Raw genomic sequence first — 12,966 nt, 5'->3', positions numbered from 1 at the left:
CACGATGCCGAAAAGTGTGAAGCGGTTTTCGGACGACATCGTGCTCTATCTCTTTGATTTAGAGCCGGATTCAGATTTCAGGTCGACTTGACCTGAAATCATCCGGCTCTAGGGGCCCTGCGGCCCGGTTTTTGCTCCGTAAAGAGCGAGAAACTGCTGCGTCGCGCGGACGGCATCGCCGCCGATCGCCGCATCAGTCAATTCCAGCCGGTCGCCGAGCAGCAGGCGTATCTGCACATCGCGAGCGACCAGCCCGAAAAAGGTCCGGAACGCCGTTTCGGCGTCCGAAAAGTCGAGAAACCCGGCTTGCCGGCCTGCTTCCAGCACCGGCTTCAGCCGCTTCGCCAGCGCGAAGCGGCCATTCTCCAGCACGATGGCGCCGAGATCGTCCTTACCGGAACCGGCGTGCCCGACCGCCACCCTGTTGAGCGCGATCGACGTATCGCTCGAAATCACCTTGAGCCAGTCGGAGGCGAAACGCTCCAGGCTCACCGTCAGCGAGGCGAGGTCGAGCCCCTTGCCATCGACTGGCACCACCCGCACCTTGGAGGCCTGCCACTGCACCGTTGCGGTCAACAGCCCATCGCGGTCGCCGAACCATTTGTAGAGCGTTTCCTTGGAACAGCTCGCCCGCCGCGCCACGGCGGTCATGGTCAGGTTATCGCCCTCCTCGACCAGCAGACGAAGGGCAGCGTCCAGCACGGCCTGCTGCCGCTCCGTCAGCGCTTCGCTGGTGTCGATTTCGGTGCCTGCTTGCAACAAGTTCTTCCTGCCTTGCGGAGTCCGCGTACCGTACGTTACGGTTCTGTACCTCTATGGCGTATTGCCCCAATCGGTGCAAGTCCTATTTCTGTCTTGGTCCGCCATGCCCAAACGGTTTATCGTGGAAAGATGGCGGTTTATCGCGGAGATCAGGATGCTCGCTGGTTTGCTCGCCTTGACCGTCGCCGCAGCCTTCGCGGGCGCCGCCATCTATGTCAGTGTCGCCGAACAACCCGCGCGCCTTCGGCTCGATGACCGGGCGCTGCTGCAGGAATGGCAACCCTCCTACAAACGTGGCGCGGCCATGCAGGCGTCGATTGCCGTTATCGCCTGTATTCTTGGCGTTATTGCCTGGTGGCAGACCGGCATTCTCGCCTATCTGATCGGCGCGGTGCTGATCATTCTGCCCTGGCCATGGACGCTGATCGTGATGATGCCGACAAACCGGTTGCTGGAAGCGATGGATGCGGCCGTCGCCAATCCGGAAGCCCGGAACCTGATCGTCAAATGGGGCGATTTCCATCTGGTTCGCGCCACGCTTGGCGTGCTGGCGGCATTGGCATTCCTTGCAGGCTACCCGATTTAACACGAATCGCCGTCCGTTTTGCGGCTGCAGTCACTCCATGGCCGGTGGGTGGCGCAGCCTCCCTAGCAAGGCCGCCAACATTTCGAGTTCTTCAGCCGGAAGCCTGGCACCGACCAACTCCGCGATTGACCTGCCATAAACGGTCCACATGCGGCGGCGCGTCTCGCGCCCCTTGCCGGTGATGCGAATAGTCTGGCCGCGGCCGTCATCCGCTACCGGAATCTTCTCTATCAAGCTCTCGCTTTCGAGCCGCGCCAGCAGCCGTGAGACATTATATTGCGCGAACAGCGTCCGCTCGATGAGTTGGAACGGCCTCAGCCCGCCCTCGCCCGCTTCGGCAAGTTCATGCAGCACGTCGTACCAGGCGAGCGGCGGCAAGCCGCCATCCTTCAGCGCATCCTCCACTTTTTCCACGAGCTGGCGTGAAACGCGCATCAGGCGGGCCCAGGCCTTGATGGCAGCCGGCGAAGGAGAGGCTTTCTCGATCATTCCCGAAGCATAAGCAATAGATGCAATTGCATCAAGATTGACGATCGATGCATTCGCATCTATATAGATGCAATTGCATCTATCTGAAGGCAACTCCGATGAAACATGAAATCTGCAAGGTCGCCGAAATACCGGAAAAGGGCAGCCTGATCGCTCCGTTCTTCGGCCGCGAGGTGCATGTCTGGCGCAGCGGCGAGCGCATCCGCGCTGCCGCCAATGTCTGCCTGCATTTCGGCGGGCCGCTCGACTGCAAGGACGGCAAGCTCGTGTGCCAGTGGCATGGCGCCGCCTTCGACATGGCGAGCGGCGACCGTCTGGAGGGTCCGGCGCCGAAAAGCTCGCGCCTGATGTTCCTGTCCACCCGCGTTGAGGATGGCGTCCTGAACTATGTCTGGGGAGAGTGAAATGGCCCAGCTCACGCTCGTCAGCCACCGTCTCTGCCCCTATGTGCAGCGCGCGGCGATATCGCTCATGGAGAAGGGGCTGCCATTCGAGCGCGTCACCATCGATCTCGCCGACAAGCCGGCCTGGTTCAAGGCGATATCGCCGCTCGGCAAGGTGCCGCTGCTGCGCGTGAATGGGGACAGCAACGAAACGGTGATCTTCGAATCGGCCGTCATCCTCGAATTCTTGGAAGAAACCGAAGCCGGTCCACTCCATCCTGCCGACCCGCTGACCCGCGCCCGGCACCGCGCCTGGATCGAATTCGGCTCGGCCATCCTGAATGCCATCGGCCGCTTCTATTCCGCCGCTGGCGAAGCAGCCTTCCGGGCCGAAGGCGAAGCCCTGTCGGCGATGTTTGACCGGATCGAGATGGAATTGGCTGATCGCACCGGCCCGGGACCATGGTTCGCCGGCGCGCGTTTTTCACTCGTTGATGCGGTGTACGGGCCAATCTTCCGTTATTTCGACACCTTCGACCGGATCGGCGATTTTGGCATCCTCGACGACAAGCCGCTTGTCCGGGCATGGCGCATGGCATTGAGCGAACGCCGATCGGTGAAGGAGGCCGTCGATCCGGACTATCCGCAACGCCTTCACACATTCCTGCGAGCGAAGGCTTCCCATCTTTCGGAGATCATCCGGCAGGGTGATCAGGCCACATTGCTTCCGCAAGTCCGATCCGCCTGAATGGATCGATTACGGTTCCAGCCACCATCGAGGCAAGAATCCTCGGCGTCGGCGGGATTCTTGCGACCGTCGCCACCAGCCTGTCGCGGACAAACGGCATCACCATCGAATCCGACTGGTAGAACGGCGTCAGCGCCAGTGACAGCGCCTGGAAGACCCGGACATGCCACCGCCGCGCCTGGACATAGGCACCCAGCGCGGCATCGATGTCCTGGGCCCGCAGCAGCGCATAGTTCAGCGCCGCCGCGTCGAGCAGCGCCATGTTCGCGCCTTGCCCGAGTTGCGGGCTGGTCGAATGCGCGGCGTCGCCGATCACAGCCAGTCGCCGACCGGCAGGCAGCTTGAGCGTGTGATGGCCGTAGCGCGCCAGCGAAAGCTGGTCGAAACTGTCGATCTGGCTGGTGAACGCTTCGCATTCCGGCCACAGCCGAACCACCCTCGCCTTCCACGTTTCAAGGCCTACGGCCCGCACGCTTTCGACGTCAGCCGGCTTGAGGCTCCAGAAGAACGCCGCCATCTTCTCGGCGCCCGGCTCCGGCCGGCCGATCGGCAGCACGCCGATCATCACGCTCGCTCTGTCATAGCGCTGCAGCAGCGCTTGCTCGTCGAAACCGTCGTTGCACCAGCCGAGCGAGGCCCAGAACGCTCCATAGGCGAGTGGTCGCGGCTCACCCGGATCTTTCAGGCACTGTCGCAGTTTGGAGCGCGAGCCGCTGGCATCGACGACAAGGTCGAACGGCCCAGCCCTTCGTCCATTGCCGCAAATCAGCACCGCCCGTTCGCCGGCCTCCAGCGTCTCGATCTCGACGCCGGTCTCGATGGCGATCGCTTCACGCTGAACGGCACGGAAAAGCACGCCAAACAAGGCCGCGCGATGCACCGCCACGCCGAAACGGCCGCGGCGCTGCGCATCATAGCGCACAGCGAGCACGGTGCGGCCGGTCCTGGCGTCGGCGCCGTGCAGGCGATCGATGCGGCTGCCAAGCGCCAATATGTCGTCGAGCAGGCCAAGATCGGCGAGAACCGTCAGCCCGGTCGGCTGCAGGATCAGTCCGGAACCGACCGGCTTTGGCTCGTCAAACCGCTCGAAGACCGTGACCCGATGCCCGGCGCGCTTCAGATAGAGCGCGGTGGCGAGCCCCGCCGGCCCGGCGCCGGCAATCGCGATGTCGAGAGAATTGCCCATAGCCCGCCGAATCCCGCCCAGGCCGGACAATCCTTCAGCGACATTGGCAAATCAAGCTACAGGCTCTCGGAAGGATCAGGTCGGGGTGGCGTCAAAGGCGGCACGCGCGTCGCGCACCGCGCCATGGTTGAGTTCGGCCCATTGGATCAACTCATGCAATGGGCCAAACATCGAGCGTCCGAGATCGGTGAGGCTGTATTCGACGCTTGGCGGTTTGGTCGGGAACACCTCGCGATGGACGTAACCGTCACGCTGCAGATCGTGCAGCGTCTGGGTCAGCATGCGCTGCGAGATGTCAGGCACGAGACGCCGCAGTTCGCCGAAGCGATATGGCCTCTCCGCCAGCGCCATCATCAGCAGCGAACTCCACTTGCCGCTGATACCCTGGATCACATCGCGAACAGGGCAATCGGCAAAATTGCCCCCGTCAGTCATGGCTTTGTAGACCTCCATCTTCGATCGCAGATTGAGGATCTTGCTGTCCATGCTGGTTCCTTGCGTGTGCCTACCTCCCGCAAAACTGCCTCCTTTACGAGAGTTGGTCAATTCCTATTTTAGTGCTGCTCTCTTTTTGAGACTACATGGCACCCGCCATTTCGGCGCAACCACAGGACCTCCCATGACCGAAACCCTTCTCGTCACCGGCGCTTCTGGCCAGCTTGGCCGCGCCGTCATCCATCATCTGCTGGACACGCTCAAGGTTGCCCCTGCCCGCATCATCGCCACCACTCGCAATCCGGCGAATCTTGCCGATCTGGCGGCGCGCGGCGTCGCCATCAGGGCCGCCGACTTCGACGACACGGCCTCGCTGGCCAGCGCATTCAAGGGCGCCGACAGGGTTCTGATCATCTCGACCGGCGATCTTGACCTCAAAAGCGGCAAGCGCCTGAAACAGCATGAGACGGCGGTCGCCGCGGCCAAGGAAGCAGACGTCTCACACCTGCTCTACACCTCGATGCCCAATCCGGAGCCGGTCTCGCCAGTGCTGTTTGCCGGCGACCATTACGGCACCGAACAAGCGATCAAGGCGAGCGGCATCCCCTATACGATCTTCCGCAACGGCTGGTATCAGGAGAACCTGTTCATGTCGCTGCCGCACGCCATTGCCTCGGGGCACTGGTACACATCCGCGGCCGACGGCCGCATCGCCCATGGCGCCCGCGACGACATGGCGGCGGCAATCGCCGCCGGCCTCGCTTCCGGCTCGCGCGAAAGCAAGACCTACACGCTGACAGGCCCGCAAGCCTATACCGTTGCCGAGATCGCCGCCCTGGTGACCGAGGTCACCGGCAAGCCGCTTGAAGTCATTCAACTGCCGGACGAGGCCTTGACCGAAGGGGTGAAGGCAGCAGGCGTTCCCGAGGACTTCGCCCGCATCATCGTTTCCTTCGACGCCAACACGCGTTCCGGCCGGATCAGCATGGTGACCGATGCAATCGAGAAGCTTTCAGGCAGGAAGCCGCAATCGCTGGAACAGTTCCTTGAGGCGAACAAGACTGCTCTGGCCGGCTGAAGTCGGCGTTCTGCGACGTGACGCAGGGCCGTGCTCTATGGCACGGTCCTGCCCCTAAATCGCTACCTGCGTGCCGATCTCCACCACACGCCCGGTCGGGATCTGGAAATACTCCGTCGCATCCGCCGCCGTGCGCGCCAGTCCGATGAACAGCTTGTCCTGCCACACCGGCATGCCGGAATTGGGCGAGGCCTTGAGGGAACGCCGCGACAGGAAGAACGACGTCGTCATGATGTCGAACTTCCAGCCTTGCTTGCGGCAGATCGCCAGCGCGCGCGGAATGTTGGGCTGCTCCATATAGCCGAAGGTCAGCGTCACCCGCATGAACAGCTCATTGATCGTTTCCATCTTGACCCGCTCGCTGTCGGGCACGACGGGCTGCGGCGCCGTCACCACCGAAAGGATGACGTTCTGCTCGTGCAGCACCTTGTAGTGCTTCAGGCTGTGCATCAGCGCCGTCGGTGCGCTGAGCGGATCGCTGGTCAGAAACACGGCCGTGCCGGACACCAGTTGCGGTTTCTTCTTCAGCAAATTGCCGGCAAGGAAATCGAGCGGTATCTCGTTCCTGCGGGTCTTGTCGAACAGATAGCGGCTGCCGCGTACCCAGGTCCACATGGCCAGCACGACCGTGAAGGCCACCGCCAGCGAAGCCCAGCCGCCTTCGAACACCTTGACGATGTTGGAGGCAAAGAAGCCGACATCGATGAACAAGAACAATACCGTCAGGCTGATGGCCAGCCAGAGCTGCCATTTCCAGATGCGGGTCATAATGACGTAGAGAAGCACGGTCGTCACCAGCATGTTGCCGGTCACCGAAATGCCGTAGGCCGAGGCCAGCCTGCTGGATTCGCCGAAGCCCACGACCAGCAGCATCACCACCAGTGCCAGCAGCAGGTTGATTCGCGGCAAGTAGATCTGGCCTGACTGTTTTTCCGACGTATGCTGAATCACGAAACGCGGCAGCATGTTGAGCTGCACCGCTTGTCTGGTCAGCGAGAAAGCGCCTGAAATGACCGCCTGGCTGGCGATCACGGTCGCCATCGTCGCCAGCACCACCATCGGTATCAGCGTCCAGCCCTCGTTCATCTCGAAGAACGGATGGCCGACGACACCGCCATTGGCCAGCACGAAGGCGCCCTGGCCAACATAGTTGAGCAGCAGGCAAGGAAACACGATCGCCAGCCAGGCCAGCACGATCGGCTTACGCCCGAAATGGCCGAGATCGGCATAGAGCGCCTCCGCGCCGGTGACGGCGAGAAAGATGGCGCCGATCGTCACGAAGGCGACGTCTGGCGAATTGATCAGGAAGGCGACGATGTAATGCGGGCTGATGGCCAGCAGGATTTCCGGGTCGTCGACGATGTGGTTGATGCCCGACAGGCCGATGGCCAGGAACCAGACCGCGGTGATCGGGCCGAAGATCAGCGCAACGCCGCCGGTGCCGAACCGCTGCACCGAAAACAGGATCGCCAGGATAACCAGCGTCAGCGGCACCACATAAGGCTGGAACGCCGGCGTGACGACGTTCATGCCCTCGACCGCGGAAAGCACCGAGATGGCCGGCGTGATCACGGCATCGCCGAAAAACAGCGAAGCGCCGACGATGCCTATGCCCAGAATCACCGCCGAGCGGGTCGGAAAACTGCCGCGCGCCAACGCCATCAACGACAGCACTCCGCCCTCGCCGCGATTGTCGGCCCTGAGCACGAACATGATGTATTTGATCGTGACGATAATGGTCAGCGACCAGATGATCAGCGACAGCACGCCGAGAATATCGCCGCGCTCGGCGACATTGCCGCCCGCCGACGCTCGCAACGCCTCGCGGAACGCATAGATCGGGCTGGTGCCGATATCGCCGTAGACCACGCCGAGCGCGCCCAGCATCAGAACCTTGGTGCTGTGCTGTTCAATCTCCGGATGGCTCGATTGTTCGACGGGTTCTGCCTCACTACCAGTGTTGGCAAGGGCCATGGACGACACTCCGATAAGCGCGCGGTGCTCTACGCTTGCTGCGATGCAATATCAAGTGCCGCCGCGTAATCGCTTCCATGCGGGTAATGCAAAGCTGCCATCTCTACCACCCGCAGGCCTTCAGGAACCGCCCCACCGTGCCGGCCATGCCATACTCCAATGCGTCGGCTGTCAACCCGTGCCCGATCGATACTTCGGCCAAGGCCGGGATGCGCTTGATCAATGCCGGCAGATTGGCCACCACCAGATCGTGCCCGGCATTGACCTGCAGCCCGGCGGCAAGTGCGGCATCCGCGGTTTTCCCCAGTCTTTCCAGCTCTTTCGCCGCTTTTGCCGAATCGGAATGATAACTGCCATAGGGGCCGGTATAGAGCTCGATACGGTCGGCCCCGGTGTCGCGCGCGGCGCTCATGCCATCCGGCTCCGCATTGGAAAACAGCGACACGCGCAAGCCTCCCTTTTTCAGGCGCTTGACGATCGGTGTCAGGAACGGGGCATCGGCGACGAAGTTCCAGCCGTGATCCGAAGTGGCCTGGGCCGGATCGTCAGGCACCAGCGTCACCTGCTCCGGCTGGTGCTTTTCCACCAGCGCCAGGAAATCCTCGCTCGGATAGCCCTCGATGTTGAATTCCGCCTTGGGAAATTCGTCGTCGATCAGCGCCCTGATTTCTGGCAGGTCGGAATGCCTGGTGTGCCGCTCGTCGGGCCGCGGATGCACCGTCAGCCCATGGGCGCCAGCCGCAAGGGCGAGCCGCCCGAGCCCGATCACGCTTGGCCACGGCAGGTCGCGCCGGTTGCGCAGCATGGCGATGGCATTGAGGTTGACGGAGAGCTTTGCGGGCATTTTTCCGGTCCAGTCTAATCTTGGCGCGCATCTATACCGTCTTTGATGGGAACAGACAGGGGGTTTTCGGTGTTCCAAGGTGACGACTATTGCCTACCGAAGGAGGTTGCGTGAATTTTCTCGACGACGTGCCGGCTGTCCGCCGCATCGATACCAACCGCGACGACCTTTTCGCCATCGATGTCGTCGGCCATGTTACGGCCGCCGACGCGGAGAATCTGTTTGGATTGCTGGAGGCGGCCTATGCGCTGCACAACAGGATAGATGTGCTGGTTCGTCTGGTCGACCATGACGGCGTCGACTGGCGCAACCTGTCGGACGAGACGATCGAACAGGGCACGGCTAGTGCCGTGGCGCATATCGGTCGCTGTGCGGCAGTCGGCGAGCCAAACTGGATCCCGGGCGCACAAGCCATACTGCCCGACTCCGTGCCGATCGAGTTCAGGCATTTCGAGGCCGAGGACGAAGCGGCCGCCTGGGAATGGCTGGTGGCTAGCCCGATCAGTCCCCCGGCGATTCCGGCAAACTCATGATGTTGACACCAGAGCGTCTTATCTGACGATGGTCAGCCGTTCGGCAGCGCGCGTGATCGCAGTGTAGAGCCAGCGCTGGCGGGTTTCCTTGAACGCCCAGCTTTCGTCGAACAGCACGATCTCGTTCCATTGCGAGCCCTGCGCCTTGTGCACGGTCAGCGCATAGCCATAGTCGAAATCGTCGAAGCGTTTTTTTTGCTGCCAGGGAATATCGGCGTCCGGGTCCTCGAACGCCGCCTTGAGCAGCTTGATCTTGGCGACGCCACGATCCGGGTCGTCCTCCTCCGGCGAGACCAGCAAATTGATGCCGGGCTTCACCGTCTCGCGCGACGAGGTCATCACCTTCCACAGCGAGCCGTTGAGCAGCCCCTTGGCGGGGTCGTTGCGCAGGCAGACAAGCTTGTCGCCGGCCTGCGGATAATCGGCATTGAACCCTTTCAGCTCGCGCAGCCGCTGATTGTAGCGCCGGCGCGTGCGGTTGGTGCCGACCAGCACCTGGTCCGCCTTCAGCACCAGTTCCTGGGTGACGTCCTCCTTGCCGATCACCTGCGCCGTGCCATAGTCGCCGCGCATGAATTCGCGGCCCTCGCGCACGTCAAGGGCCAGCCGGATGATCGGATTGTCGCGCGCCTGGCGGTGTATCTCGGTGAGCAGGACATCAGGCTCATGGTCGGTGAAGAAGCCGCCACCGGAGATCGGCGGCAACTGGCCGGGATCGCCCAGAACGAGGATCGGCGTGCCGAAACTCATGAGGTCGCGGCCAAGCTGTTCGTCGACCATCGAGCATTCGTCGATGACGACGAGCTTGGCGCGCGAGATCGGGCTTTGCCGGTTGAGCGAGAAGGTCGGCGACATCGAAGTCTTGCCGGTCACCTCGTCGGCCACCGATTCCTCGCCCTTCGGCCGGTAGATCAGCGAATGGATGGTACGGGCGTTGGTTGCCCCCTTGGAGCGCAGCACCTGCGCCGCCTTGCCGGTGAAGGCGGCGAACTGCACCTGGCCGTCGACATGCTCGGCAAAATAGCGCGCCAGCGTCGTCTTGCCGGTTCCGGCATAGCCGAACAGCCGGAAGATCTGCGGCCGGCCCTCTTTGAGCCAGCCGGCAACCGCCTTCAGCGCCTCATCCTGTTGGGGGGAAAATTCCATCAGAGCGAGAGACCGGATTCGCAAGGGAAAGACAAGACAGCCGCCACCATATCGACTGCCGTCGGTGGCAAACTCAGCGCCTCCGACGGCTCAGGCTATCAGGCGCAAACGAGAACGTAAAGAGAACGAAGGCGGCTGCATATTAGTTTGAAAGTCAGGCAACGGCCATGATGGCCGGCGGGTCGCGGCCGTCCGGTGGTAGAGGGACGGGAGCGTATCCGGCATAGCTGGCGCACAAGCGTGCCTGCCCTTTCGAATGCAACAGGAGTGTATCCTCGAGCTTGGACATGTTCGCGAGCGGCACTGTCGCGTTGACGATGACCGCCACGCCCCTGGTTTCTTGGCCCCGGATCTGGCCGCGATGGCTGTTCAATTCGCGGATGACAGTGCCGACGTGATCTTCCGGCGTCATCACCTCGACCTTCATGATCGGCTCGAGCAGTTGCACGCCGAGGCGCGGAGCGGCTTCGCGAAGGCAGGCGCGGCCGGCGACCTCGAAGGCCAAAGCCGAAGAATCGGTATCATGATAGGCGCCGTCAACCAACGCCGCCTTGACGCCGATCATCGGGAATCCCGCGAACGGGCCTGAGGACAGGACGCTGCGCAGTCCCTTTTCGACGCCCGCAATGTATTCGTTCGGAAACGCACCGCCGACAATTTTGGACTCGAACATGAAGTCCGCGCTGTCCGCGTTCGGCTCGAACATGATCTTGACGCGGGCGAACTGGCCGGTGACGCCGGACCGTCTCTTGTGCGTGTAGTCCTGCTTGTAGGTGTGCGTGATCGTCTCGCGATAGGCCACTTGCGGAGTGCCGATGTTCACATCGACCTTAAATTCGCGGCGCAGGCGGTTAATGATGATGTCGAGATCAAGTTCGCTCATGAAGGCGATGATCGTCTGGCCTGATTCCCTGTCCGACTTGACGTCGAACCAAGGATCCTGGTCCGCTATTTTCGATAAGGCAACGAGCAGCTTCTCCTCATCGGTCTTCGACTTCGGCTCGATCGCGATTTGCAGCAAAGGCCAAGGCGCGGCAGGCTTTTCCATCATGAGGATATGGTCGCTGGTAGCCCCAATATTTGCAACTGGAGTGCCGGGACGAAATTCAGGCTGAGATAACAGAAGGCTAAATTGATCCTTTGGCTGCCCGCAGCTGCTGTCAGGGCCCGGGATCGTTATCCAGCAGGATCGGCTTGCCGTGCGGTGTTGCATGCGCCGCGCGTTCCCAGGCGGCGGCCATCGCATCGACATCGCCCTTGCCGGCAACGCCCTTGGCCGCAAGAAGCCTTTCCAGGGCCGCCAGCCAGTGTTCGTAATAGTCGTGGCCATCGCTTGCCGCGCCCGGCTTCTTCACCTCGGCGGACAGTGCGTCAGCCCATTCGCTCCAGGAAAACAGGCCCCTGTCGTGCAGCGCCACCGTCATGGCGAAGGCTTCCGCTTGCCACGGCTCGGCGAACACCGGCTCGTCGAAACCCGCCGGCAATGCGGCGTCACGCCGGCTCAAGATAGCTCTCCCAGGCGTCGATCGAGACCGTCAGCGTCGGGTCAGCCCCCTCGCCCCAGATCTCGGCGCCATCGAAAATCACGGTGTAGACCCATTGCGGGTTTTCACCCTTTCCATGTGCATTGCTGTCCGGGAAGACAAAGCCGTCGCGCACCGCCTCGATCCTTCCCTGCTTGCCACGCGCATAGCGCGGCAGCCGCGTGTGGCCGGTCGGATGAAAATTCTTCGTCCGCACGCGGTCGCCCGCTCTGAACCGCGCCGATGTCGAAACCGGCCGGTCGCAAGGCCCGCCCTTGGCCAGCACCGCCGGCACGTCAGCGGCCTTCAGTACCCTCTTCGGCGTCGCTGCCGGATCGATTGCCCGGCCCTCGGCCAGGTCGCGCTCGCTGACGAAGCCATGGCGCTTCAGCAGCACTTCCAGCGCCTTGATCCAGATCTGGTAGTAGCTCGACGCATAATAGTCGGCGGGATGCAGGGATTCGCGCGCATGCCGGCTCTCGTCGATGTTCCACGCCCCCATCCCACCGGCGGTGAGCGTCACGCCGAGCGCCCGCCTTTCCCAGGCAGTATGGAAGTAGGGCTCGTCCTTTTCGGGCGCGACCAGCCCGAACCCCATCTGTCCGCCGAGATCCTGCGGTCCGTTCATGCTGGTTCCCTCGCGAGCGCCGTGCCGATCATCGCATCGCGGCTCACCAGATCGGCCAGCCTTTCCTCGCTCCAGCCTTCGGTGCCTTCGGGCCGCATAGGCACGACCAGGTAACGCAGCTCCGCGGTGGAATCCCATACCCGGATTTTGGTCGTCCTCGGCAGCGTCAGCCCGAATTCCTCGAGCACGCCGCGCGGATCGATCACCGCCCGCGAACGATAGGGCGGCGCCTTGTACCAGACCGGAGGCAAGCCGAGCACCGACCAGGGGTAACAGGAGCACAGCGTGCAGACGACGAGGTTGTGCGTCTCCTGGCTGTTGAACACCGCTTGCATGTGTTCGCCCTGCCGGCCGGTATAGCTTAGCGATTCGATCGCCGCCGTCGCGTCGCGCTTCAGCCAATCGGCATAGCCAGGATCGCTCCAGGCCTTCGCCACCACTCGCGCACCGTTGCGCGGGCCGATTTTTGTCTCGTAGGTGTCGACGATGACGTCGATCGCGGCCGGATCGATCAGGCCCTTCTCGATGAGGATCGTTTCCAGCGCGCGCACCCGCGCCGCGAAAGGGTCGAGTTCGTTGTCGTGGTCATGATCGTGGGACATGGCCTCAAAATACGACCACCCGCAGCTGGCCGCAAGCGCGACGCCTTGG

At 62.6% G+C, this 12,966-nt stretch carries 15 protein-coding genes and 1 pseudogene; 5 read left to right on the top strand and 11 right to left on the bottom strand.

From position 1 onward, the window contains the following. Positions 1 to 108: 108 nt before the first annotated feature. On the bottom strand, positions 109 to 762 hold the full coding sequence (locus tag OHD62_RS25265) for a TetR/AcrR family transcriptional regulator (protein WP_263788311.1): 654 nt from the start codon (positions 760 to 762) through the stop codon (positions 109 to 111). Positions 763 to 916: 154 nt separating this feature from the next. Here OHD62_RS25265 and OHD62_RS25260 point away from each other — a divergent pair, with 154 nt between their 5' ends. Next, positions 917 to 1,348, top strand: a complete 432-nt coding sequence (locus tag OHD62_RS25260) for a DUF1772 domain-containing protein (RefSeq protein ID WP_263788309.1) — start codon at positions 917 to 919, stop codon at positions 1,346 to 1,348. Between the two features lie 30 nt (positions 1,349 to 1,378). On the opposite strand, the gene OHD62_RS25255 is transcribed toward OHD62_RS25260, so the two are convergent. Next, on the bottom strand, positions 1,379 to 1,837 hold the full coding sequence (locus OHD62_RS25255; protein ID WP_263788308.1) for a MarR family winged helix-turn-helix transcriptional regulator: 459 nt from the start codon (positions 1,835 to 1,837) through the stop codon (positions 1,379 to 1,381). 98 nt (positions 1,838 to 1,935) lie between these two features. Here OHD62_RS25255 and OHD62_RS25250 point away from each other — a divergent pair, with 98 nt between their 5' ends. Together OHD62_RS25250 and OHD62_RS25245 are read left to right on the top strand one after the other, a co-directional pair. Then, positions 1,936 to 2,241 carry a Rieske (2Fe-2S) protein gene (locus OHD62_RS25250; protein ID WP_263788305.1) on the top strand — a complete coding sequence of 102 codons (306 nt, stop codon included), beginning with the start codon at positions 1,936 to 1,938 and terminating at the stop codon, positions 2,239 to 2,241. Position 2,242: 1 nt separating this feature from the next. Next, positions 2,243 to 2,968, top strand: coding sequence for a glutathione S-transferase family protein (locus OHD62_RS25245; RefSeq protein WP_263788304.1), 726 nt, complete (start codon positions 2,243 to 2,245; stop codon positions 2,966 to 2,968). On the opposite strand, the gene OHD62_RS25240 is transcribed toward OHD62_RS25245, so the two are convergent. Both OHD62_RS25240 and OHD62_RS25235 read right to left on the bottom strand, forming a co-directional pair. After that, on the bottom strand, positions 2,916 to 4,154 hold the full coding sequence (locus OHD62_RS25240; protein WP_263788302.1) for an FAD-dependent oxidoreductase: 1,239 nt from the start codon (positions 4,152 to 4,154) through the stop codon (positions 2,916 to 2,918). The genes OHD62_RS25245 and OHD62_RS25240 overlap by 53 nt on opposite strands. Before the next feature lie 75 nt (positions 4,155 to 4,229). Next, positions 4,230 to 4,640 (bottom strand): winged helix-turn-helix transcriptional regulator, encoded by a 411-nt coding sequence (locus OHD62_RS25235; RefSeq protein WP_263788300.1) that lies wholly within the window; start codon positions 4,638 to 4,640, stop codon positions 4,230 to 4,232. A 133-nt stretch (positions 4,641 to 4,773) separates the two neighbouring features. Between OHD62_RS25235 and OHD62_RS25230 the strand changes: the two genes are divergently transcribed. Further along, on the top strand, positions 4,774 to 5,667 hold the full coding sequence (locus OHD62_RS25230) for an SDR family oxidoreductase (protein ID WP_263788298.1): 894 nt from the start codon (positions 4,774 to 4,776) through the stop codon (positions 5,665 to 5,667). A gap of 54 nt (positions 5,668 to 5,721) precedes the next feature. On the opposite strand, the gene OHD62_RS25225 is transcribed toward OHD62_RS25230, so the two are convergent. Together OHD62_RS25225 and OHD62_RS25220 are read right to left on the bottom strand one after the other, a co-directional pair. Next, complete coding sequence (locus OHD62_RS25225) at positions 5,722 to 7,641, bottom strand: potassium transporter Kup (RefSeq protein ID WP_263788297.1); 1,920 nt, start codon at positions 7,639 to 7,641, stop codon at positions 5,722 to 5,724. Between the two features lie 103 nt (positions 7,642 to 7,744). After that, positions 7,745 to 8,485, bottom strand: coding sequence for a pyridoxine 5'-phosphate synthase (locus tag OHD62_RS25220; protein ID WP_263788295.1), 741 nt, complete (start codon positions 8,483 to 8,485; stop codon positions 7,745 to 7,747). Between the two features lie 110 nt (positions 8,486 to 8,595). Here OHD62_RS25220 and OHD62_RS25215 point away from each other — a divergent pair, with 110 nt between their 5' ends. Beyond that, entirely contained in the window at positions 8,596 to 9,018 is a 423-nt protein-coding gene (locus OHD62_RS25215; protein WP_263788293.1) for an STAS/SEC14 domain-containing protein, read from the top strand. A gap of 18 nt (positions 9,019 to 9,036) precedes the next feature. Here the strand turns inward: OHD62_RS25215 and OHD62_RS25210 are convergent, their stop codons facing one another. The 5 genes and pseudogenes from OHD62_RS25210 to nthA all read right to left on the bottom strand — a co-directional run bounded on the left by OHD62_RS25210 (position 9,037) and on the right by nthA (position 12,917). Next, complete coding sequence (locus OHD62_RS25210) at positions 9,037 to 10,164, bottom strand: ATP-dependent DNA helicase (RefSeq protein ID WP_263788291.1); 1,128 nt, start codon at positions 10,162 to 10,164, stop codon at positions 9,037 to 9,039. Positions 10,165 to 10,318: 154 nt separating this feature from the next. Next, positions 10,319 to 11,218: pseudogene (fusA, locus tag OHD62_RS25205) on the bottom strand (elongation factor G); the annotation flags it as partial. A gap of 106 nt (positions 11,219 to 11,324) precedes the next feature. Beyond that, positions 11,325 to 11,669, bottom strand: coding sequence for a nitrile hydratase accessory protein (locus OHD62_RS25200; RefSeq protein ID WP_263788289.1), 345 nt, complete (start codon positions 11,667 to 11,669; stop codon positions 11,325 to 11,327). Then, on the bottom strand, positions 11,656 to 12,315 hold the full coding sequence (gene nthB / locus OHD62_RS25195) for a nitrile hydratase subunit beta (RefSeq protein ID WP_263788287.1): 660 nt from the start codon (positions 12,313 to 12,315) through the stop codon (positions 11,656 to 11,658). The genes OHD62_RS25200 and nthB overlap by 14 nt, the downstream gene beginning before the upstream one ends. Beyond that, positions 12,312 to 12,917 carry a nitrile hydratase subunit alpha gene (gene nthA, locus OHD62_RS25190; protein WP_263788285.1) on the bottom strand — a complete coding sequence of 202 codons (606 nt, stop codon included), beginning with the start codon at positions 12,915 to 12,917 and terminating at the stop codon, positions 12,312 to 12,314. Before nthA ends, nthB begins: the two co-directional genes overlap by 4 nt. Between the last annotated feature and the right edge of the window lie 49 nt (positions 12,918 to 12,966).

This window comes from Mesorhizobium sp. YC-39 (assembly GCF_025753795.1).
Classification (GTDB): domain Bacteria; phylum Pseudomonadota; class Alphaproteobacteria; order Rhizobiales; family Rhizobiaceae; genus Mesorhizobium.
Note: the sequence above shows the minus strand (reverse complement) of the source record. Positions and strands in the feature narration are given on the sequence as shown.